The organism is Rathayibacter sp. RFBD1 (genome assembly GCF_002932915.1).
Lineage (GTDB): Bacteria > Actinomycetota > Actinomycetes > Actinomycetales > Microbacteriaceae > Rathayibacter.
Genome location: NZ_PSWQ01000015.1, coordinates 21,033 through 42,940 on the forward strand (window position 1 = coordinate 21,033; position 21,908 = coordinate 42,940).

Below are 21,908 nucleotides of genomic sequence, written 5' to 3' on the forward strand. Positions count from 1 at the left end.
CGCGCCGGATCTCCCCCGAGGACACGACCGTCATGACCCGTTCTTCTTCTTCTTCCTTCTCGCGGCTCCGCCTCGTCGGCAGCGGCGCACTCGTCGCCGCCGGATCGATCGCGCTCGCTGTCGCCGCGCCCACGGCGGCCAGCGCCCACGTGACCGCGGCGGCGAGCAGCACCGCCGCCGGCTCGTACACGGTGGTGACGTTCTCGCTGGCCCACGGCTGCGAGGGCTCGCCGACGACGGGACTCACGATCACGATGCCCGACGGCATCAACTCGGTCAGCCCGACGATCAACCCGAACTGGGACGTCGTGAAGAACGAGGTCGCGATCGCCGACCCGGTCACCGACTCCCACGGGAACACCGCGACCAAGCGGGTCTCGGACGTGGTCTACACGGCGAAGACGCCCCTCGCCGACGGCTACCGCGACACCGTCGCCCTCCAGCTGCAGCTCCCCGAGGACGCGGCGGGCTCCACGCTGGAGTTCCCCGTGCTGCAGACGTGCGAGACCGGCAGCACCGCCTGGGACCAGCCGACCGTCGACGGCCAGGACGAGCCCGAGCTGCCCGCTCCCACCGTCGCGGTGACCGCGGCGGAAGCGGGTTCCGGCCACGGGGGCGGACACGACGACGACGGCGACGGTGACGACGCGGTCGCGACCACCGCCTCGGCGACGACGGCCACGAGCGGCGACGACGTGCTCGCCCGCATCCTCGGAGTCGGCGGGCTCGTCGTCGGCGCGGTCGGCGTGGCCGTCGGGCTCGCCTCCCGCCGCCGCGGACCCCGGGCGTCGGCGTGACCCGTCGGAAGGCCCTCGTCGCCGCTACCGCGATCGGGCTGCTCGGTTCGATCGCGGTGGCGGCGCCCGCGAGCGCGCACAACTACCTCGTCTCGACGACTCCCGCTGCGGACTCGACCGTGACGGAGCAGCCGGGAACGCTGGTGCTGACGACGAACGACGACCTGCTCGTCCTCGGGACAGACGGAACGGCGGCGGCTCTGCGCGTCGTCGGGCCGGACGGGCTCTACTACGGCGACGGCTGCGTCAGCGTCGTCGGGCCGGAAGCGTCGATGCCGCTCGAGCTCGGCGCGGCGGGGGAGTACGAGGTGACCTGGCAGGTCGTGTCCACCGACGGGCACCCCGTGTCGGGCCAGTACGCGTTCGACTGGGCGCCGTCCGACGGGACCGCGCTCGCCGACGGGTCGGACTCGGTCCCGGACTGCAACGGCACCGTCGCGGTCTCAGGAGGACAGGCCGAGTCAGCCGACGAAGCGCAGGCGACGTCCGGATCGGACCCCGCACTCCTCGGGGACGTCCTGTGGATCGGCGGCGCTCTCGCCGCGGTCGCCGCCGCCATCGGAGTGACGCTCCTCGTGCTGCGACGGCGACCCCGCGACTGAGGCTCGTGAGCCTCCTGGGGTGGCGGTCGGTCAGTTCAGGAGGCTCGCGAGGGGCCCTTCACCGAGACCGGTCAGGACGGCCGCCGCGTCCTCGTAGACGGCGACGGCCCCAGCCTCGCGGAGTTCGTGCTCCGAGGTACCGCCGGAGAGGACTCCGACCGTTGCCAGGCCCGCGCGCTCGGCGGCCAGGACGTCCCAGGTCGCGTCGCCGACCATGACGGCGCGGTCGACGGAGACGCCCGCGCGGTCGAGCGCGATCGAGATCAGGTCGGGTGCTGGCTTGGCGGTCGAGACGTCTGCGCCGCTGGTGACAGCGTGGACGGAGCCGCCGAAGTCGAGGACGTCGAGAAGCACGTCCAGCTCGTTCTGCGGTGCCGAGGTGGCGAGGACGACGTGGACGCCTCGACCGACGAGCGTCGCGATGAGCTCGCGAGCTCCCGGGAGTGGAACGATGCGTGCTGTCGTCTCGGCGTAGTTCTTGGTGTGCAGCGACTTCACCAGTGCGCGCTGCTCCTCCTTCACGTCGTCCTCGAGGAGCATGTCGAGCAGCTCCGACGAGTCTGCGCCGATCGCTCGTTGGATGCGCCAGGCGGGGACGACGAGGTCGGCCTGCCAGAAGGCGCGCGACCACGCCTCGACGTGGAGGAAGTTCGTGTCGGCGAGGGTCCCGTCGATGTCGAAGAGCACCGCCGAGGTCCCCGTCGTCGCGTCTTTCCTGGCCTTCGTTCCTGCCATGTCGCTGCCCCTCTTGTCGCTTCCGCGCCGATCGGCCCGTGCCGTCCACGCTACGCGGGCGCGCCGAAGCGGGCCCGCCCCTTGACCTGCCGGTCCACGCCACCCGACCTGCCCCTTGTCACGGCCCGCCGGTCCCGGTCGGATCGTGTCCGCCCTCCGTCCCGTTCCCTGGCTCCCCGGGCCGGGTGACATGCTGCCGTCCCGTCGGGCTCGTCCAGCGCAGCGTGCCGTCCGGCTCCTGCCGGTGCGTCCACCCCGTGGTGTGGCGGAGCCGGTGGTGGTGTCGGCAGAGGTGCGCGAGGTTGTCGGCCGACGTGGTGCCTCCGTGCTGCCAGTCGTTCGTGTGGTCGACGTCCGCGCGGCGCGTGCTGCGGGTGCATCCCGGGAACCGGCAGGTCCCGTCGCGGTGCTGGAGGTGGCGACGCAGGTCCGCCGGCACTCGGTAGGAGTCGCGTCCGACGGAGAGGACCGCTCCGCTCTCCGGATGGGTGAGCAGCCGCGTGAACGAGGGAGCACCTGCTGCGAGACGCCGCGCGGTCTCCGGATCGACGGGTCCGTATCCGTCGAGGACGGCGGGCTGGTCGGAGCGCCCGAGGAGGGTCAGTGCAGGCACGGTCACCGCGACTTCGGCGCGCACTCCCGCAGGCATCGACGTGCCGTCTCCCTCGGCCGATGTCTCCCCGTCGATCAGCAGCGCAGCGGCGATGTCCGCGCGGAGCTGGCCCAGCGTCCGCTCCTCGTCCGGCAGATCCGCGAGGGAGCGGGCGGCCCGGTCGATCCTGTCCATCGCGCCGAGCACATCGGGAGCTGCGGTGTAGAGGTGCAGGATCGCCATCCCGTCGTCGAGGCCCTCCACCCAGAGCGCGCGACGACGGGCGCAGTCCCGATGACGTTCGCTGAGCGTCTGCGGGTGCAGCCGTTCCCGGAGCGACCGGAGGGCGCGTCGCAGCTGGGGCGGCGTGCAGGCGACCGCGATCGTCGCGGCCTCCTCGTCGAAGCGCCCACGGGCCTCAGCCGGGACGTCGATTGCTCCTCGCACCACGAGTCGCGCATGCTCGGGGGAGAGCGCTCCGTCCGCGAGTGCGCGCAACGTCGCCGGGAGGTCGTTCACCAGCAGGCGCGCCTCGTCGACCAGTGCAGAGGCGTGCGACTCCGAGACCCGGAGTCCCGTCGCGAGCTCCGCGATCAGCGCCCGGTGCGCCGCCTCCGCCCGATCCACCTGCACCTGGACGTGCTCGCCGACGAGCGCCGCCGGTGCCGCCATCGCGAGGCGGCGTACCTCCTCGATCGCCCGGTACCGGGATGCTTCGACGGCAGAGCGCTCGGCGTGCCGTGAGCTGGCGAGCGCGAGCGCCTCCGTGAGTGAGTCGTCTACTGTCGCCGATTCCTTCATGCCCTGATCTCAGCGGACGAAGTCTCGTCGTGGACCTCGGGACCGCCGTTCCATCGGACAGCATCGCGAAGAGCCGCATGTGGAGGAGCGTTCCCGCCCCCCTCACACCTTCCGCGGCACCGTGAACACGGTCTCCACTCCGGCCGAGTACAGCACCGAGTCCGGCGCGCGCGTCGCCAGCCCGGGGAAGCCCGCGGCGTCGAGCAGCCCGTCGTCGAGCGCCAGCAGCTCCGCGCGGCGCAGCGGCCACGGCCGGTGCAGGTTGCGGCCGTACCAGGTGGAGCCCAGGTGGCGCTCGTGGTAGGCCCAGCGTGCAGTGAGGAACGAGGCGAGCGGGTCCTCGCCGAGCGGGTCGCCCGGGCGGACGACGATCCGGGAGCGGGCGGCCGAGTCCGAGTGCCGGATCGTGTCGTAGATCACCGCGCCGTGGCGGTGCTCGATGCTCATCCGGGCCCAGCGGTAGGGGAGCCCGAACACCGCCTGCGCGGTGAGCGCGGGAAGGAGGTGGGAGGCGTCGAGCGAGACGAACACGACTCCGCGTCGTCCCTGCCCGTCGACGGAGTAGAGCCGGACGTTCACCTCGGGGAAGGTGCCGAGCCAGGGCACCCGCGGGCCGCCGAGGAAGGCCGTCCGCGAGAGCCGGAACGGGATCAGGCCCACCCAGGAGGAGCCGTCGTGCTCGTCGGGCCTCGTCCCGGCCGGGAGGTGGGGCGCCACCAGGGCGGGGTCGACCCGCCAGTGCAGGAACGTCGCCTCGGTCCAGCGCTGCTTCAGGATGCGCGGTCCGCCGAGCGCGGGCGCGGAACGGGTGACGGGTTCGACGGAGCTCACGCGCCCATCGTGCTCCGATGTGCTGCGAGCTCGCCCGTGCAGGCGCGCTCAGCGGCGCGCGACGAGGGCCTTCAGTGTCTCCAGCACCAGGGCCACCGGTGCGGAGGAGGCGGCGGAGTTGCGCACGACGGCCTCGAGGGAGCGGACGGGCCGGGGACGGACGACGGGCACGGCGCGGACGCCGTCCGGCAGGCGGTGGGCCGCGAGCTCCGGCAGGACCGTCACTCCCATGCCCGCGGCGACGAACGCGGCGGCGGTGATGTGGTCGTTCGCCTGGACGTGGAAGGGCGGCGCGAACCCGGCGGCGGCGCAGGCCTCCACGACGTTCCGGCGGCACCAGCCGGTGGGCAGGTCGTTGTCGACCCAGCGCTCGTTCGCGAGCTCGGCGAGGTCGATCTCGCTCCGGGAGGCGAGCGGATGACCGTCGGGCAGGACGACGAGGTAGGGGTCGTCGAGGAGGTGGTGCGCCGTGAATCCGGGGGCGGTCGGCTCGGAGGAGGCGACGAGGAGCTGCACGTCGGGGCGCGCGCCGAGGTCGTCGTCGAGCTCCTCTCCCAGGCGCAGATCGAGGGCGAGGCCGGGGAACGCGGCGGTCAGCCGGCGGGCGACCTCCGGCATCCAGGCGCTGCCGACGGAGGCGAAGTACGTCACCGAGAGGCGGCCGGAGCGGCCTTCGCGCAGCTCGTCCACCACGGCCTCCGCTTCGGCGAGGCGCTCGAGGACGCGGTCCGCCTGGGCGGCGAGGGCGCGTCCGGCTGGGGTCGGGCGGACGCCGCGGCCCACCCGCTCCAGCAGGGTCAGTCCGGTCTCGCGCTGCAGAGCGGAGAGGTGCTGGCTGACGGCGGACGGCGTGTAGCCGAGGCCGGAGGCGGCTCCCGCGATCGAGCCGGAGGCGACGACGGAGCGGAGGATGCGGAGCCGGTGCACGTCGAGCATGAGACGACCGTACAGTCCGGCTGAACGATCCGACAGTGAACGGAACTGGTGCTGAATCCCCGGCGGCGCCACGATGGCCTCATGACCGACGTCTCCTCCTCCGCCCCGCCCTCCACGAGGGACGCCCTCCTGCTGTGGGGCGCGATCGCGGTCACCGTCCTGCTCTGGGCGTCGGCCTTCGTCGGCATCCGCGCCACGACGGAGGACTTCGGCCCGGGCGCGCTGACCCTCGGCCGCATCGTGGTGGGGTCGCTCGCGCTCACGGTGGTGCGCGTCGTCCTCACCGCCCGGAGGCGCCGCTCGGAGGCGGCTCCGGATCCGCGCACGGCGGTCCCGCGCGGGCGCCTCCTCCTGCTCGTGCTGGGCTGGGGGGTCGCCTGGTTCGGGGTCTACAACCTGGCGTTGAACGCTGCGGAGCGGCATGTCGACGCGGGGACGGCGGCGCTGCTGGTGAACATCGCGCCGATGATCACCGCCGTGCTCGCCGGGCTGCTGCTGGGGGAGGGGTTCCCCCGCCGTCTCCTCGCCGGGATGCTCGTGGCGCTGACCGGCGTCGCGGTGATCGCGTTCTCCACCTCCACCGGGCAGTTCGACGTGATCGGCGTCGCCCTCGGCCTGGTCGCCGCCGTCGTCTACGGCAGCGCGGCGACCCTCCAGAAGCGCCTGCTAGGCCGGATCGACGCGCCGACGATGACCTGGCTCGGCTGCCTCGCCGGCACGGTCGCGTGCCTGCCCTTCGCACCGGAGCTCGTCGAGGCGCTCGCCGCCGCTCCGCTCTCCTCGATCCTGGCCGTGGTCTACCTCGGGATCTTCCCGACGGCCGTCGCCTTCACGACGTGGGGGTACGTCCTCGCGCGCTCCAGCGCGGGTCGTACCGCGGCGTCCACCTACGCGGTGCCCGCGGTGGTCGTGCTGCTGTCCTGGCTCGTCCTGGGCGAGACCCCGCCGCTCGCCGCGCTGCTCGGAGGCGCGCTCGCCCTGGCCGGAGTCGCGGTGGCGACGCTGCGGAGGCGCCCGAAGGTGGTCTGACCGGCGGCGGATGCTCCTCCACAGCCGCCCGATCGCGTCGAGTCCTCGGACGAGGCGGCTCGCGGGGATCCCGCGGGAGGGCCCGGGATATGCTGGGCGGACGTTCATCCCAGTCGGCGCCGAGCGCCAGGAACGGTGAGGATCCCGATGACCGAGGCCCTGCAGCCGCCCGTCCAGAACGCCCTCTCGCTCACGCCTCCGGAGCCGGTGGCAGCGGTGCCGACCACCTCGGCGCCGTCGATCGCGCCGAAGGTCCCGGAAGCCGCCCTGCCCGGCCTCGAGGCGAAGGTCGACGGCTACCTCGACACGCTCCTGGCGACGGAGTCCCGCAGCCCCGAGTTCGCGACGCGGGCCAACGACATCCGCACGATGGGCGACGCCGACATCCGCTCGGCCGCCGACTCGTCGAACCGGCTGCTGAGCACGCCGGTGCGCGCCCTCCAGGAGGGCGGGCTCTCCGAGGGGTCGACCATCGGCAAGACGCTGCTCGAGCTGCGCCGCACGGTGGAGGATCTGGACCCGTCCGAGGACAACCTGCAGAAGAAGATCCTGGGCTTCATCCCGTTCGGCAACAAGATCACCGACTACTTCCGCCGCTACGAGAGCGCCCAGTCGCACCTGAACGCAATCATCCAGGCCCTGTACGACGGGCAGGACGAGCTGCGGAAGGACAACGCGGCCCTGAATCTCGAGAAGCAGAACCTCTGGGAGACGATGACCCGTCTCAACGAGTACATCTACGTCGCCGAGCGGCTCGACGTGAAGCTCTCGGCGAAGATCGCCGAGCTCGACGCGACCGATCCGGAGCGGGCGAAGGCGCTGCGCGAGGACGTCCTCTTCTACGCGCGCCAGAAGCACCAGGACCTGCTGACCCAGCTGGCCGTGTCGATCCAGGGCTACCTCGCGATCGACGTCGTCATCAAGAACAACGTCGAGCTGATCAAGGGCGTCGACCGCGCGACGACCACGACCGTCTCGGCGCTGCGGACGGCGGTCATCGTCGCGCAGGCGCTCGCCAACCAGCGCCTCGTGCTCGATCAGATCACGGCGCTGAACACCACGACGTCCAACATGATCGAGGCCACCTCGCGCATGCTCGCCGACCAGTCCGCCTCGATCCAGTCGCAGGCCGCCTCGGCCACGGTCGGGCTGCCGCAGCTGCAGGCCGCGTTCGCGAACATCTACCAGACGATGGACTCGATCTCGGACTTCAAGATCAAGGCGCTCGACAGCATGGCCCAGACCGTCGGAGTCCTGCAGACCGAGACGGCGAAGGCCGGCGAGTACGTCGAGCGGGCCCGCCGCAGCAACTCGGACATCGACGCGACGTCCTCGCTCGATCTCGGCCGCTAGCCGATGGGCTGGTTCTCCCGACTGTTCACGGGTGCCCCCGCGGCGCCGGAGGAGACCGCGCCCGCTCTGCCGAGCGTCCCGACGAGCGAGGACATCCTCGCGGCGCTCGACCGGGTCGGCACGCGGACGGAGGGCCGAGTGCCCGGCTTCGTCGCGGCGCGCATCCAGCGGATCGACGAGACGGTCCGCGAGATGGTGCCCCGTCTCGACCGCCTCGGCGGGATGAGCCGTCAGGGCCACACCGTCGTCGCGACCGCGACCAGCTACCTCCCCGAGGCGGTGGAGGGCTACCTCCGCCTGCCGAGGGACTTCGCCGACCGCCGCGCCGTGCACAGGGGGAAGACCTCGCTGATGATCCTCTGCGACCAGCTCGACCTCCTCGGAGGCACGCTCGACCGCATCTCGGACGCCGTCTCGCGGCAGGACGCCTCGGCGCTGATCGCGCACGGGCAGTTCCTGGCCGAGAAGTTCACGGAGTCCTCGCTCTCCCCGAGCGGTCTCGACGCGCCTCCGCAGCCGGGAGCGCCGTCCGGATCCGGCTCGCTGACCCCGCCGAGCGCCTCGTGACCGCGCTCGCCCCGGCGCTGGACGCCCTCGTGCTCGCGGGGACGGCCGCCGGCCTCGACGCCGCGGCGGTCCGCGACGAGGGTGCGCGGCTGGCCGCCGCCGTCGCCGAGTCGATCCGCGGCGCCGGGCAGGACTGGCTCGCCGCGACCGGCGCGACCGGAGGTCTGGAGGCGTTCTTCACCGCCGCCTCGAGCGGCCGGCGCTGGCGGTCGGGGCCGACCGATCAGCTGGCCGCCCTGGTCGGCGCGGGCTCGCACCACGCCTCCGCCTACGCTCGCGCTCTGACCGAGGTCGTCTCGGCGGCCAGCGCTCTCGGCGACCCGGGCATCGGCGGCATCGCCTCCGCCTCCGCGACCGCCGCGGCCCAGCTCTCCGCCGTCCCGGGCGCCCGGGGCGCCGCTCCGACGACGAGCGGAGGAGTACCGCACACGACCGGCCGGACGCCGGACGGTGCCGCGAGCGCCGACCTGCCGACCGGTCTGCCCGCCGGCGTGCCCGGGGTCGACGAGATCCTCGAGCGCCTCCGCCGGACCGAGCACGACGGTCCGCAGGACGAGCCGGCGCCCGCCGCCGCTCCCGCCGCGGAGCCCGCCTCCGAGTCGGAGCCGCTCGACCCGCCGGAGTCCATCGACGACCTGCTCGCCGAGCTCGACGCGCTGATCGGCCTCGACCGGGTGAAGAGCGAGATCAAGCGGCAGACGCAGCTGCTCCGGATCGACACCCTGCGCCAGGCCGCCGGACTCAGCACGCCCACGCTCACCCGCCACCTCGTCTTCACGGGGAACCCCGGCACGGGCAAGACGACGGTGGCGCGGCTGGTTTCGCGGATCTACCGCTCGCTCGGCATCCTCTCGAAGGGCGTGCTCGTCGAGGTCGACCGATCGGAGCTGGTGGCCGGCTACCTCGGGCAGACCGCGACGAAGACCGCGGAGGTGATCGCCTCCGCGCGCGGCGGCGTCCTCTTCATCGACGAGGCCTACGCGCTCGCGCTCGACCAGTACGGCGCGGAGGCGGTCACCACCCTCGTGAAGGACATGGAGGACCACCGCGGCGACCTCGTCGTGATCGTCGCCGGCTACTCCGGGCCGATGCAGGGCTTCCTCGACACGAACCCGGGACTCGCCAGCCGCTTCTCGACCACGATCGACTTCGCCGACTACTCCGACGACGAGCTCTCGGCGATCTTCGGCCGCCTCGCCGCCTCCGCGGACTTCGAGCCGACGGAGGAGGCGCTCGCCGCGTTCGCGGGCCTCGCCTCGGCGCAGCAGCGCACGGAGGCGTTCGGCAACGGGCGCTGGGTCCGCAACGTCCTCGACGCGGCGATCGCCCGGCACGCCTGGCGGCTCCGCGACGTGGAGGAGCCGACGCTCGACGAGCTGCGCATCCTGCTCCCCGAGGACGTGGTGGAGAGTCCCGAAGCCTCGAGCAGCCCGGACGGGGACGGCGAGGACGACGAGGGCTCGGTCGCGGGCTCTGAGGAGGAAATCGGGCAGGCGGACGCCGCCCCGAGCGGCACGGCCGTCCCCGTCACCGACGACCCCGAGGAGGAGAGCCGTTGAGCACCGCACCCGCCGCGCCGCCCGCGCAGAGGATCCCCGAGCCGCCCCTCGTCCAGGTCGCCAACCGGCCGGCGCAGCGGAAGCCGTCGCTGCTGGCCCGCGCGACCGCGACCACTCCGGCCACCCTGCGCCTCCTGCTCGCCCTGACGGCGCTGGCGGCCGTGCTGTTCGGCGTGTTCGCGCAGCAGGCAGGAGCGATGCAGGCGCGCGCCGCGACCACGGCCCGGGAGCAGTCGGCGCAGCTGCTCGGCGTGCAGAACGTCCGCACGCTGCTGGTGGACGCCAACGCGATCGCGGCCAACACCTTCCTCGTCGGCGGACTGGAGCCGACCGAGCTGCGGGCGTCGTACGTCTCGAGCCTCACCGGCGCCGCCTCCGCGATCGCCGGGCTCTCGGCGGCCGACTCGGCGGACACCCGGGCCCTCGCCCGGGTCGCCAGCAGCATCACGACCTACAGCGGGCTGATCGAGCAGGCGCGGGCCAACAACCGGCAGGGCTTCCCCGTCGCCTCGGCGTATCTCGACCAGGCGTCGACGGCCCTCTCGGGAGACGGCGGCATCCTCGAGGACCTCGACGGACTCGTCGACTCCGGTGCCGACCGGGTCGCGGCCGCCTACGACGCCGTCCGCTGGAGTGTCCTGCTCATGATCGGCTCGCTCGTGATGCTGGTCCTCCTCCTGGCGGCGCAGCTCTGGCTCGCCCGCCGTACGCACCGCTACCTCAACCGCCCGCTCGCCACGGGGACCGCCCTCCTGCTGGTCGTCGGCGTCGGCGGGGCGCTCGCCTACGGATCGGTCGCGGCGGACGCGGGGACGGCGCGGGTCGAGTCCTACCGCGAGGCGCTCACCGTGTCGAACGCGCTCATCGCCGCGAGCGACGCCAAGTCGCTCGAGAGCTTCACGCTGATCAAGCGCGGCTCCGGCGCCGCCCTCGAGGAGCGCTACACCCAGGCAGTCGACTCCGCCCGGGAGAAGCTGTCGGGCGACCTGCAGGACGAGCTGGCGAGGACACGGCTCGTCGACGAGTTCGGGCAGTGGCAGTCGTTCCACGAGGAGATCCGGCAGGCGGACGACGCCGGGAACTGGGACCAGGCCGTCCGCGTCGCCACGATCACCGGGAACGGCACGCCGAACGACCTCTTCACCACCTTCTCCGACGACGCCCGCGACGTGGTGCAGGAGAAGGCACTGGCCGCCGCCACCACGCTCGACCGAGGCGCGGAGTTCGCGACCCTCGTCTCGTGGATCCTGCTGGCGGCCGGTCTCGCCGGAGCCGTGTTCGCCTGGCGCGGCATCGCCCAGCGACTGGAGGAGTACCGATGAACCGCCTGCGCGCCGCCGCCCTCGCCCTGGCCACCGCCGCGGCTCTCGCCCTCACCGGCTGCACGACGGGGGCGGACGACCTCGGCACGCCCCTCGCCGCGGCGACCCCGACTCCGACGGCGAGCGCGTCCGCTCCCGCCGCTCCTGCCGCGGCGGACTGCTCGCCCTCGGCGGTCACCTCCTACGCGCCGACCGGCGTGACCGACAGCACCAGGCTCGCGGAGATCCGCGGGCGCGGGACCCTGCGCGTCGGCGTCTCGGCCGACACCCTCCTGATGAGCGCCCGCAACCCGATCACGGGGGCGATCGAGGGCTTCGACGTCGACATCGCCCGCGAGGTCGCCCGGGCGATCCTCGGCAGCGACTCCATCGACTACGTCGTGATCACCTCCGCTCAGCGCCTCCCCGCGCTCACCGGCGGCGACGGCGCCCCGCAGGTCGACATGGTGGCCCGCACCCTCACGATGACCTGCGATCGCTGGAGCTCGATCGCCTTCTCGTCCGAGTACTACGACGCCGGCCTCAAGGTGCTCGTCTCCGACGACCCCGACGGCGTCCCGATCACGGGCATCGGCGACCTCGGCGGCGAGAGGGTCTGCGCGCCCAGCGGCACCACGACGCTCAGCCGCCTGCAGAACGACTACCCGGAGGTCGAGGCCGTCGAGGCCGCCACGCACTCGCAGTGCCTCGCCCTCTTCCAGGCCGGCGAGGTCGACGCCATCGCGGGCGACGACACGATCCTCGCGGGCTTCGTGGCGCAGGATCCGTACGCGAAGGTCGTCGGCGACGCCCTGAGCTCGGAGCCCTACGGCCTCGGCCTGCCCGCCGACGACCCCGACTTCGTGCGCTTCGTCAACGCCTCGCTCGAGAGCATCCGCAGCGACGGCCGCTGGCAGAGCATCTACGATCGCTGGCTCGGGGTCCTCGGCGAGGCCTCGCCGCCGGCCCCGGTGTACGGCCGATGAGCACCGGTCTCGCGGAGGGGACCCCCGTCGCTCCGGGCCGGCTGGGGGAGGCCGCGCCGCAGCGCGAGCTCTTCGAGTACCTCGCCGCTCTCACCCGCTGGCTCCAGCGGACCACGCGAGAGCTCTCGCGGCTGGACGCCGCTGCGCTGGCGTCGCCGCAGGCCGAGAACTACACGGCCGACGTGGTGCTCGCCCAGTCGCTCCGCGAGTCCGTCACCCGGCGCCTCGCCGAGCTCGAGGCGGTCTGGGACTCCGGCCGCGTCGACGTCGTGGCGCGCGAGCGGATGTCGCAGCTGATCTGGGGCCGTCTCGACGCCTCCGGGAGCGGCGCGGTCTCGCTGGTGGAGGCGGTGCGCCTCTGCGACGCGGTCGTCGGCCAGCTGCGCTCCCGGCTCGAGCTCGACCCCAGCGGCACCGACGTCGCCGGACGGATCGTGGGGGTGCGCGCCGAGATCGAGCGCTGCCGCGACCTCACCCGCGACGGGAGCGGCACGGTCGACCGCGAGCGGGCGGAGCGGGTCGCCGTGCTGCGGTCCCGCCTCGACGCGCTCGCCGAGCGGGCGGGCCGGGGAGCCGACGTGTCGGGGCCGCTCGGCCAGCTCGAGAGCGACTCCGCCCGGCTCGAGCGCGACCTGATCATCGCCGCGTCCGAGCGGCGCGGACTCGAGCGCGACCGCCGTCGGGCGCGCGAGCTGGCGGAGGCGGCCGAGCACCGCGAGGCGCCGCTGCGCGAGCTCGTGGCCCGCTGCCGCCGCGAGATCGCCGACCCGCCGCGGCTGGCCGTGCCCGACGTCTCCCGGCTGGGCGATCCTCCGTCCGACCGCGAGGCGCTCGACGCGCACCTCGCCCGGCTCACCGCCGTCGGCCGCGCGTTCGACGCGGTCGAGGCCGCCTACACCTCGCCGCTGCGCGAACGGGCCGCCCTGGGCTTCCGCCTCCGGGCGCTGCGGGAGCGGGCCGAGGGCAACGGCCGCGCTGCCACCGCCGTCGGCGTCGCGGCCGAGGAGGAGGTGCGCGCCGCCCTCGACGCGGTGCCCTGCTCCGTCCCGCTCGCCCGTCACCTGGTCGAGCAGTACGACGTCGTCACCCGCGACCTCCCGCACCCCGACCCCGCGCACCACCGGAAGGCCACCCCATGAACGGCGCCCCCTGCACCGCGACTCCCGGCTGCACCGGGACGATCGAGGACGGCTACTGCAACGTCTGCGGCCTCCCGCCCGAGGAGGGCGCCGCCGCCTCCGCGCCGACCGCGCGCCGCGCCGCTCCGGCCTCCACGCCCGCCACCGCCTCCGCCGCCTTCGGCACCGGCTTCGTCGAGGGCACCCCCGGCGCCACGGCACCCGGCCCCGCGGAGGAGTCGGCCACCGCGCGCAGCACGCGCACCTCCTCCGCCCGCCTCGCCACCGCCGCCCTCGGCTCCGCCCGCACGGCGCAGACCGGCTCGAAGGTCACCCGCCGCGTCGGCACCACCTCGACCCGACTGCGCGGCCCGAGGCTCGGCGCCGGGCTCACCACCGTCCCGTCCCGCCCGGCCGCCGACCCGATGGCCGCTCTGATGACCGAGGCGGTCCTCCCCGAGCGCAAGCGCTTCTGCTCGCACTGCGGCACCGCCGTCGGCCGCGGGCGCGACGGTCGGCCCGGCCGCACCGAGGGGTTCTGCCCCAACTGCCGCACGCCGTTCTCGTTCACCCCGCAGCTGGTGAAGGGCGACGTGGTCGGCGGCCAGTACGAGGTCGTCGGCTGCCTGGCCTACGGCGGCCTCGGCTGGATCTACCTCGCGCGCGACCGGAACGTCTCGGGGCGCTGGGTGGTGCTCAAGGGCCTGCTCAACTCCGGCGACCCCGACGCGTACGCGGCGGCCGTCACCGAGCGCCGGTTCCTGGCCGAGGTCGAGCACCCGCTGATCGTCGAGATCTACAACTTCGTCCTGCACGACGGCGCCGGCTACATCGTGATGGAGTACGTCGGCGGGCCGAGCCTCAAGCAGATCCTGAAGGAGCGGCTGGACGCCAACGGCGGCGCCGCGGATCCGCTGCCGGTGGACCAGGCGCTCGCCTTCGTGCTCGAGGTCATGCCCGCCTTCGCCTACCTGCACGACCACGGCCTGCTCTACTGCGACTTCAAGCCGGACAACATGATCCAGGTGGGCGACCAGGTCAAGCTGATCGACCTCGGCGGAGTGCGCCGGATCGACGACGAGGACTCCGCCATCTACGGCACCGTCGGCTACCAGGCTCCGGAGGTCGCCGACCTCGGTCCCTCGGTCGCCTCCGACGTCTACACGATCGGCCGCACGCTGGCCTCGCTGGTGCTCGACTTCCGCGGCAACCAGACGACCTTCGTCGCCTCGCTGCCGCCGGTGTCGGAGACGCCGCTGTTCCAGCGCTACGACTCCTTCTACCGCCTGATCGCGAAGGCGTGCGCTCCCGACCCGCAGGACCGCTTCGCCACGGTGGACGAGATGCGCGGCCAGCTGCTCGGGGTGCTGCGCGAGGTCGTCGCGACCGACCGCGGTCCCGGACACCCCGCGCTGCACTCGACGGAGTCGGCCCTGTTCGAGGCGCCCGTGGCCGACGTGGTCGACCGCGTCCCGCCGTGGGACGCGCTGCCGGCGCTCCGCCGCGACGAGTCCGATCCCGCCCGGTCGTGGCTCGCGGGCGTGAACGTCGCCGACCCGATCGTGCGCCTGCGCGCTCTCGCGCTCGCACCCACCGTGACGGTCGAGGTGCGGCTCGCCCGCGCCCGGGCGGCGATCGAGGCGCAGCGCTGGGAGGAGGCGGCCCGCGCGACGGGCGAGATCCTCACGGAGGACCCGTGGGAGTGGCGGGCGGTCTGGATGAGCGGTCTCGCGCAGCTCGCGCGCGGCGACGACATCGGGGCCCGCGCCTCCTTCAACACCGTCTACGGGCAGGTCCCCGGCGAGCTCGCCCCGAAGCTCGCGCTCGCCGCGGCGTGCGAGGCGAGCGGTGAGCCCGAGGTCGCCGAGTCCCTCTACGTGATCTGCGCCCGCGCCGACGCGAACTACACGGCACCCGCCGCCTTCGGTCTCGCACGGGTGCGGCAGCTGCGCTCCGACCTCGACGGGGCGCTCGACGCGCTCGACATCGTCGCGCCCACGCGCTCCTCCTACTCCGACGCGCGCCGCCGCCGGGCGGAGCTGCTGGCGGAGTCGGGCCGCGGGCTGCCCGCGCTCTCGGCCGCGCTCGCGAGCGTCGACTCCGTGTCGATCGACCAGCGGACCCGCCTCGAGCTCACGACCCAGGTCCTCGCCTCCGCCCTCGAGCTGGTGCGGCGCGACGGCCCGGCCGAGGGAGCGACCCTCGGCGGAGTCGAGGCGAACGAGGCCGCCATCCGCGACGGCCTCGAGGCCTCCTACCGCGCGCTCGCCGCCTCCACTCGCGAGCGCGACGAGCGCCTGCGCCTCGTCGACCGGGCCAACGAGGTCCGACGCTGGACGCTGACATGAGCGGCGCGCTGTCGACTCCCTGCCCGAACTGCGGCGAGCCGGTCACGACGGGCGACGCGTTCTGCGAGGCCTGCGGGACGCCGCTGATCGTCGCGGCCACCCCCTCCGCTCCGCCCGTCGCCGTCGGAGGATCCGCCGCCTGCGTCTACTGCGGGGGAGCGGTCGCCGAGGACGGCTACTGCGAGCAGTGCGGACGCCCCGCTCCGACCGAGCGCGAGCACTGGGCCGAAGCGCCGCACCCGCTGGTCGGCGGCGTCTGCGACCGCGGGCTCCGGCACCCGGCCAACGAGGACGCGATGGCGCTCGGGGCGGTCATTGGCGCCGACGGCTCTCTGAGGACGGCGCTGCTCGTGGTCTGCGACGGGGTCTCCTCGACCCCCGACTCCGACAAGGCGTCGCTCGCCGCGGCCCGTGCGGCACTCAGCGCGCTGCAGGCCGAGGTCGGCGGGGAGAGCGCGGGAGCGGACCGCTGGCGCGCGCTGCTGCAGATGGCCACCGCGCGCGCCTCCGGAGCGATCGACGCGGCCGTGCCCGAGAAGCGGTCGAATCCGCCCTCGTGCACCTTCACCGCGGCGGTGCTGGACGGCGCACTGCTCGTCACGGGCAACGTGGGCGACAGCCGCAGCTACTGGCTACCGGACGGGGGCGAGCCGCGGCAGCTCACGGTCGACGATTCGTGGGCGCAGGAGCAGATCGCCTCGGGAGTGCCGCGGGAGCAGGCCGAGACGGCGCCCGACGCTCACGCCATCACCCGCTGGCTCGGCGCCGACGCGCACGACGAGGAGCCGCGGGTCGCCTCCGAGGAGCTGACCGAGCCGGGCTGGGTTCTGGTCTGCTCCGACGGGCTGTGGAACTACGCGTCCGCCGCCGAGGACCTCGCGCGCGTGCTGCGCGAGGCGCAGGAGCGGGTGGGCGCCGATCCGGTCACGCTCGCGGAGGCGCTGGTCGCCTGGGCGAACGAGCGCGGCGGGCACGACAACATCACGGCCGCGCTGGCGCGGTTCGACCCGGCGGGTGCGGCGGAGACTGCGGCTGAAGCGTCCGCTGCCGAGGTGAACGGTGAGGAGACCGGTACAGCCGAGCAGGATGCCGCCGACGCCGGCGCCGCCGACCTCGGCGCTGCGGATCCCGGCGCTGCGGATCCGAGCGCGGCCGACCCCGCCGCCTCGAGCCCCGACGCGGCCACCCCCTCGCCCGACGCCGACGCCTCCCGTCCCACCGACTGAGCGCGCCGATCCGTCCAGACCACCCCTCCACCGCTGGACGGATCGGCACCCCCGCGGCCGTGGTCACGCCCCTACAGTCGTCGCCATGAGCATCGCCGAGCCCGCCACCGCCCTGTCCGTCGTCGGCCACTGGATCGACGGGGCTCCCTCGGCCTCCTCGTCCGGCCGCACCGCTCCCGTCTACGACCCGGCGCTGGGAGTCGCGACCAAGGAGGTCGCGCTCGCCGACTCCGCCGAGGTGGACGCGGCCGTCGCCTCCGCGAAGGCCGCCTTCCCCGCCTGGCGCGACACGTCGCTCGCGAAGCGGCAGCAGATCGTCTTCCGCTTCCGCGAGCTCCTCGAGGCGAAGAAGCAGGAGCTCGCCGAGCTGATCACGTCGGAGCACGGCAAGGTCGTCTCGGACGCGCTGGGCGAGATCACCCGCGGGCAGGAGGTCGTGGAGTTCGCGACGGGGCTCGCGCACCACCTCAAGGGCGAATACTCGGAGCAGGTCTCCACCGGCGTCGACGTCTACTCGACCAAGCAGCCGCTGGGCGTGGTCGGGATCATCTCCCCCTTCAACTTCCCGGCGATGGTGCCGATGTGGTTCTTCCCCATCGCCATCGCAGCCGGCAACACCGTCGTGGTGAAGCCCTCCGAGAAGGACCCGTCCCCGGCGATCTGGCTCGGCGCCCTCTGGAAGGAGGCCGGCCTCCCCGACGGCGTCTACACCGTCCTGAACGGCGACAAGCAGGCCGTCGACGGGCTGCTCGAGCACCCCGACGTCCGCTCGATCTCCTTCGTCGGCTCCACACCGATCGCGCAGTACGTCTACGAGACGGGCACGAAGCACGGCAAGCGGGTGCAGGCGCTGGGCGGCGCGAAGAACCACATGCTGGTGCTCCCCGACGCGGACCTGGACCTCGTCGCCGACTCCGCCATCAACGCCGGCTTCGGCTCGGCGGGCGAGCGGTGCATGGCGATCTCGGTCGTCGTCGCGGTGGAGCCCGTCGCCGACGAGCTCATCACCAGGATCCAGGAGCGGGCCGCGACCCTGCGCATCGGCGACGGACGCCGCGGCTGCGACATGGGCCCGCTCATCACCGAGGCGCACCGTGACAAGGTCGCCTCCTACATCGCGATCGCGGAGGAGGACGGCGCGGAGGTCGTCATCGACGGGCGCGGGATCGAGGTGGACGGCGACGCGAACGGGTTCTGGCTCGGCCCGACCCTGCTCGACAAGGTCCCCACCACCTCCCGCGCCTACACGGAGGAGATCTTCGGACCGGTGCTCTCCATCGTCCGCGTCGCCTCCTACGAGGAGGGCGTCGCACTCATCAACAACGGCGCGTTCGGCAACGGCACGGCCATCTTCACCAACGACGGAGGAGCGGCCCGCCGCTTCCAGAACGAGGTCGAGGTCGGCATGATCGGCATCAACGTCCCCATCCCCGTCCCCGTCGCCACGTTCTCCTTCGGCGGCTGGAAAGCGTCCCTCTTCGGCGACACCAAGGCCCACGGAGCCGAAGGCGTCCGCTTCTTCACCCAGCAGAAGGCCATCACCAGCCGCTGGCTCGACCCCTCCCACGGCGGCATCAACCTCGGGTTCCCGCAGCATTCCTAGGCTCTCTCCTCCTTCGTCGTCGATCGCCCGCAGTCGGCTCGGGAGGGTGGTCGGGTATTGCAGAGCGTCGTGCGTTCCGCGCACGTCGATCCGCTGGGACGCGGATCACCGGTTGCGCTCCGCGGCGCTTGTGAGGCTCTCTCCTCCTGGCGTCGTCGATCGCCCGCAGCCGCCGTACGCGACCCGCTCTTCCCAGCGCGACCACCCTCCCCGGTCGACCGCGGCCGATCGACGACGCAGGAGGAGAGAGGCTCTTGAGCACCGCGCAACCGGCGATCCGCGTGTGAGCGGATCGTCGTGCGCGGTACGCGACCCGCTCTTCCCAGCGTCCCCACCTCCTGAGGCCGACCGCGGCCGATCGACGACGCAGGAGGAGAGAGGCTCTTGAGCACCGCGCAACCGGCGATCCGCGTGTGAGCGGATCGTCGTGCGCGGTACGCGACCCGCTCTTCCCAGCGCGACCACTCTCCCCGGCCGACCGCGGCCGATCGACGACGAAGGAGGAGAGAGGCTATGAGTGCAGCCGCAGCGCCGTCCAGAGCTCGGTGCGGGCGGAGACGTCGTCGAGGTCGAGGCCGAGGGCGCGCTCGACGGCGGTGATGCGGTTGCGGAGGGTGTGGCGGTGCACGCCGAGGTCGCGGGCGGCGGGCTCCCAGGCGCCGTTGCGGCGGAGCCAGACGCGGGCGCTCTCGAGCAGCACGGCTCCCTCGGGGGTCAGCAGCGGTGCGAGCATCCGGCGGGCGAGCGGTGCTGCTCCGGCGGCGGCGAGGAGCCCGATCATCCCCTCGGCGGCGACGTCCTCGAACCGGACCACCGGCCCGTCTCCTGTCCGCTCGGCGGCGCGCCGCGCCTCCTCGAGGCCCCGGTCCAGGTCCGACCAGCCGATCGGGGCGGAGGCGCCGGCGCTCGCGCCGTGCCGCTCCAGCACGGCGGTCAGCGGCTCGAGTCCGTCGGCGGCGGCGATGGTGACGAGCGAGCCGTCCCTCTCGGCGAAGAACAGGCGCGCGCCGTCCTCCTCCGCCACGACCTCCAGCTCGTCGAGGAGCGAGTCGCCGTGCACGGGCGCGCTCAGCACGACCACCCGCACGGGCTCGGCGGGCAGCGGGCTCCCCAGGCGCCGTGCGGTGCTCTCGGCGACGTCGAAGGCTCCCGCGGCCAGCAGCTCGAGCAGTCCGGAGCGCAGCTGCCGACGGGAGGAGTCCAGCGCGCGCCGCTGCTCCAGCGCGATGCTCGCCAGCGCGATGACGCTCGCGACGAGGTCGCTGCCCGCCGGGTCCAGGGGCGTGCCGGTGCCCACGGCGAGCACCCCGCGCAGGTGGTCGCGGCGCCCGATCGTCTGCAGCGTCACACCGCCGCCGTCGTCGAGTCGGAGTCCCGCTCGGCTGCCGCGGGTCAGGGCGTGCCTCGCGGCCGCGGCGACCGCCTCCTCCGCCGGCACGTCGAGCCGGGTGGGTAGGTGCACCCTCTGCCCGGCGGCGTCGTAGAGGGCGACCCAGCAGTCCAGCTGCCGCTCCAGCTCGGTGAGGATCGCCGCGAGCCCGTCCGGCCGCAGCGCCGCGCGGGCGACCCGCCGCTGCGCCTCGAGCGACCACTCCAGCCGCTCACGCTGCTCCCGCGAGATCACGTCGGCGACGAACCGGATGATCCCCATGAACGGAGTCAGGTCCGCCACCTCCAGCAGCGGCAGGCCCTGACGCTCGCACGCCGTGACGAGAGCGGCGGGCACCTCGTCGTGCACGATGCGGGTGGCGAAGCCGAGCGCGCGGATGCCGCGGCCGCGCAGCCGGGCGACGTACTCCTCCGAGAACTCGGCGCTGTCGTACCCGGTGAAGTGGACGCCGTCGGTCAGCAGCAGCTGGCCCGACTCGAGCCAGGGCGTCGGATCGACGAGGTCCGAGGAGTGCGCCCACACCAGAGGGGCGTCGAGGTCGGCCTCGTCGTGGACGCCGGCGAGCACGCGGAGGCGGAAGGCCGGTTCGGCCAGCAGATCGCGGACGGTCGCGGACATGCGCGGCTCCCTTCGACGTTCCGTCCATCGTAGGGTCCGCGGATCGACGGATCCGCACGCCCGCTTCCGAGGCGCGCGCGGCACGATGGGGAGCATGACGTCCTCGATCGCCCCCACCGTCCGCGACAACGCCTCGGTCACCGCCGCCGACCGGTCCCGCGTGTTCCACTCCTGGTCGGCGCAGGGCGCGCTGAACCCGCTGCCGATCGCGGGCGGTCTCGGCGCCGAGGTCTGGGACGTCGACGGCACCCGCTACCTCGACTTCTCGAGCCAGCTCGTGAACGTCACCATCGGCTACCAGCACCCGAAGGTCGTCGCCGCGATCCAGGAGCAGGCGGGCGTCCTCACCACCGTCGGCCCCGCCTACGCGAACGAGACCCGCGCCGAGGCGGCCCGCCTGATCACCGAGCGGGCACCCGAGGGCATGGAGAAGGTCTTCTTCACCAACGGCGGCGCGGATGCGAACGAGAACGCGATACGCATGGCGCGGCTGTTCACCGGCCGCGACAAGGTCGTCTCGCTGTACCGCTCGTACCACGGCAACACGGGAGCGGCGATCGTCTCGACCGGCGACTGGCGCCGCATCCCGAACGAGTACTCCCGCGGGCACGTGCACGCCTTCGGGCCCTACCTGTACCGCAGCGAGTTCTGGGCCGAGACCCTCGAGCAGGAGTGCGAGCGCGCCCTCCACCACCTCGAGCGCGTCGTGCAGGCGGAGGGGCCGGAGTCGATCGCCGCGTTCCTCCTCGAGACCATCCCCGGCACCGCCGGCGTGCTCACCCCGCCGCCCGGCTACCTCGCGGGTGTGCGCGAGATCGCCGACCGGTACGGCATCCAGCTGATCCTCGACGAGGTCATGGCGGGCTTCGGGCGCACGGGGGAGTGGTTCGCCTTCGACGCCTTCGACGTGCGCCCCGACCTGATCACCTTCGCGAAGGGCGTCAACTCCGGCTACGTCCCGATCGGCGGTGTCGTCATCTCGGATCCGATCGCCCACCATTTCGACGAGCGCGTCTTCCCCGGCGGTCTCACCTACTCGGGCCACCCGCTCGCCGCGGCCAGCGTCGTCGCGACGCTCGAGGCGATGGAGGAGGAGGGGATCGTCGACAACGCGCGCACCATCGGCTCGGAGCACCTGGCCCCCGGCCTGGCGGCGCTCGAGGCGAAGCACGACCTGATCGGCGAGGTCCGGGGCTCCGGAGTGTTCTGGGCCCTGGAGCTGGTCACCGACCGGGCCGCGCGCACCCCGCTGCCGGCGGCCTCCGTCGCCCGCCTCAAGACCGACCTGCTGTCCCGCGGTCTCCTGCCCTTCACCGCCGACAACCGGATCCACGTGGTCCCGCCGGCCGTCATCACCCCCGCCGAGGTCGCCCGCGGCCTCGGCATCCTCGACGACGCCCTCACCGCCTTCAGCGGCTGACCGCACTCCGTTCCGCGGGGAGCGGCGTCTTCGCGAGGCGTATCCGGGGATCCGCGTTCCAGCGGATCCGCGTCGCCGTGCGCGACCCGCTCCTCG

Annotated in this window: 18 protein-coding genes; 13 read left to right on the top strand and 5 right to left on the bottom strand. The window is 73.6% G+C overall.

The window, feature by feature from the left end; translation table 11 throughout:
* The first annotated feature begins 32 nt into the window (after positions 1–32).
* A complete protein-coding gene (locus tag C5D50_RS07355) occupies positions 33–797 on the top strand; it encodes a YcnI family protein (RefSeq protein WP_104283176.1) in 765 nt (254 codons plus the stop codon).
* On the top strand, positions 794–1,399 hold the full coding sequence (locus C5D50_RS07360; protein WP_104283177.1) for a copper resistance CopC family protein: 606 nt from the start codon (positions 794–796) through the stop codon (positions 1,397–1,399). Before C5D50_RS07355 ends, C5D50_RS07360 begins: the two co-directional genes overlap by 4 nt.
* Before the next feature lie 30 nt (positions 1,400–1,429).
* Here the strand turns inward: C5D50_RS07360 and C5D50_RS07365 are convergent, their stop codons facing one another.
* From C5D50_RS07365 to C5D50_RS07380, 4 genes are all read right to left on the bottom strand, one after another.
* Positions 1,430–2,134 carry an HAD family hydrolase gene (locus C5D50_RS07365; protein WP_104283178.1) on the bottom strand — a complete coding sequence of 235 codons (705 nt, stop codon included), beginning with the start codon at positions 2,132–2,134 and terminating at the stop codon, positions 1,430–1,432.
* A gap of 118 nt (positions 2,135–2,252) precedes the next feature.
* Positions 2,253–3,527 carry an HNH endonuclease signature motif containing protein gene (locus C5D50_RS07370; RefSeq protein WP_104283179.1) on the bottom strand — a complete coding sequence of 425 codons (1,275 nt, stop codon included), beginning with the start codon at positions 3,525–3,527 and terminating at the stop codon, positions 2,253–2,255.
* A 102-nt stretch (positions 3,528–3,629) separates the two neighbouring features.
* Positions 3,630–4,358, bottom strand: a complete 729-nt coding sequence (locus tag C5D50_RS07375) for a YqjF family protein (protein ID WP_104283180.1) — start codon at positions 4,356–4,358, stop codon at positions 3,630–3,632.
* A 48-nt stretch (positions 4,359–4,406) separates the two neighbouring features.
* A complete protein-coding gene (locus C5D50_RS07380; protein ID WP_104283181.1) occupies positions 4,407–5,294 on the bottom strand; it encodes a LysR family transcriptional regulator in 888 nt (295 codons plus the stop codon).
* A gap of 81 nt (positions 5,295–5,375) precedes the next feature.
* On the opposite strand from C5D50_RS07380, the gene C5D50_RS07385 reads away from it, so the two are divergent.
* The 10 genes from C5D50_RS07385 to C5D50_RS07430 all read left to right on the top strand — a co-directional run bounded on the left by C5D50_RS07385 (position 5,376) and on the right by C5D50_RS07430 (position 18,384).
* Positions 5,376–6,323 (top strand): DMT family transporter, encoded by a 948-nt coding sequence (locus tag C5D50_RS07385; RefSeq protein WP_104283182.1) that lies wholly within the window; start codon positions 5,376–5,378, stop codon positions 6,321–6,323.
* Between the two features lie 147 nt (positions 6,324–6,470).
* Positions 6,471–7,676 (top strand): toxic anion resistance protein, encoded by a 1,206-nt coding sequence (locus C5D50_RS07390; RefSeq protein WP_104223833.1) that lies wholly within the window; start codon positions 6,471–6,473, stop codon positions 7,674–7,676.
* Positions 7,677–7,679: 3 nt separating this feature from the next.
* Complete coding sequence (locus C5D50_RS07395; protein WP_104283183.1) at positions 7,680–8,243, top strand: hypothetical protein; 564 nt, start codon at positions 7,680–7,682, stop codon at positions 8,241–8,243.
* Entirely contained in the window at positions 8,240–9,802 is a 1,563-nt protein-coding gene (locus tag C5D50_RS07400; RefSeq protein WP_104283184.1) for an AAA family ATPase, read from the top strand. Before C5D50_RS07395 ends, C5D50_RS07400 begins: the two co-directional genes overlap by 4 nt.
* Positions 9,799–11,124 (top strand): hypothetical protein, encoded by a 1,326-nt coding sequence (locus C5D50_RS07405; RefSeq protein WP_104262736.1) that lies wholly within the window; start codon positions 9,799–9,801, stop codon positions 11,122–11,124. Before C5D50_RS07400 ends, C5D50_RS07405 begins: the two co-directional genes overlap by 4 nt.
* Positions 11,121–12,089 (top strand): glutamate ABC transporter substrate-binding protein, encoded by a 969-nt coding sequence (locus C5D50_RS07410; RefSeq protein WP_104283185.1) that lies wholly within the window; start codon positions 11,121–11,123, stop codon positions 12,087–12,089. The genes C5D50_RS07405 and C5D50_RS07410 overlap by 4 nt, the downstream gene beginning before the upstream one ends.
* On the top strand, positions 12,086–13,228 hold the full coding sequence (locus C5D50_RS07415; protein ID WP_104288979.1) for a hypothetical protein: 1,143 nt from the start codon (positions 12,086–12,088) through the stop codon (positions 13,226–13,228). Before C5D50_RS07410 ends, C5D50_RS07415 begins: the two co-directional genes overlap by 4 nt.
* Positions 13,225–15,555, top strand: coding sequence for a serine/threonine-protein kinase (locus C5D50_RS07420; RefSeq protein WP_104283187.1), 2,331 nt, complete (start codon positions 13,225–13,227; stop codon positions 15,553–15,555). Before C5D50_RS07415 ends, C5D50_RS07420 begins: the two co-directional genes overlap by 4 nt.
* Positions 15,552–16,781, top strand: a complete 1,230-nt coding sequence (locus C5D50_RS07425) for a PP2C family serine/threonine-protein phosphatase (protein WP_181137320.1) — start codon at positions 15,552–15,554, stop codon at positions 16,779–16,781. Before C5D50_RS07420 ends, C5D50_RS07425 begins: the two co-directional genes overlap by 4 nt.
* 85 nt (positions 16,782–16,866) lie before the next feature.
* Positions 16,867–18,384 (top strand): CoA-acylating methylmalonate-semialdehyde dehydrogenase, encoded by a 1,518-nt coding sequence (locus C5D50_RS07430; RefSeq protein WP_104283188.1) that lies wholly within the window; start codon positions 16,867–16,869, stop codon positions 18,382–18,384.
* 511 nt (positions 18,385–18,895) lie between these two features.
* On the opposite strand, the gene C5D50_RS07435 is transcribed toward C5D50_RS07430, so the two are convergent.
* The gene (locus C5D50_RS07435) at positions 18,896–20,392 is read right to left on the bottom strand and encodes a PucR family transcriptional regulator (RefSeq protein WP_181137321.1); all 1,497 of its coding nucleotides are present in this window, start codon (positions 20,390–20,392) and stop codon (positions 18,896–18,898) included.
* A 94-nt stretch (positions 20,393–20,486) separates the two neighbouring features.
* Between C5D50_RS07435 and C5D50_RS07440 the strand changes: the two genes are divergently transcribed.
* Positions 20,487–21,812, top strand: a complete 1,326-nt coding sequence (locus tag C5D50_RS07440; protein ID WP_104283190.1) for an aspartate aminotransferase family protein — start codon at positions 20,487–20,489, stop codon at positions 21,810–21,812.
* Positions 21,813–21,908 lie beyond the last annotated feature (96 nt).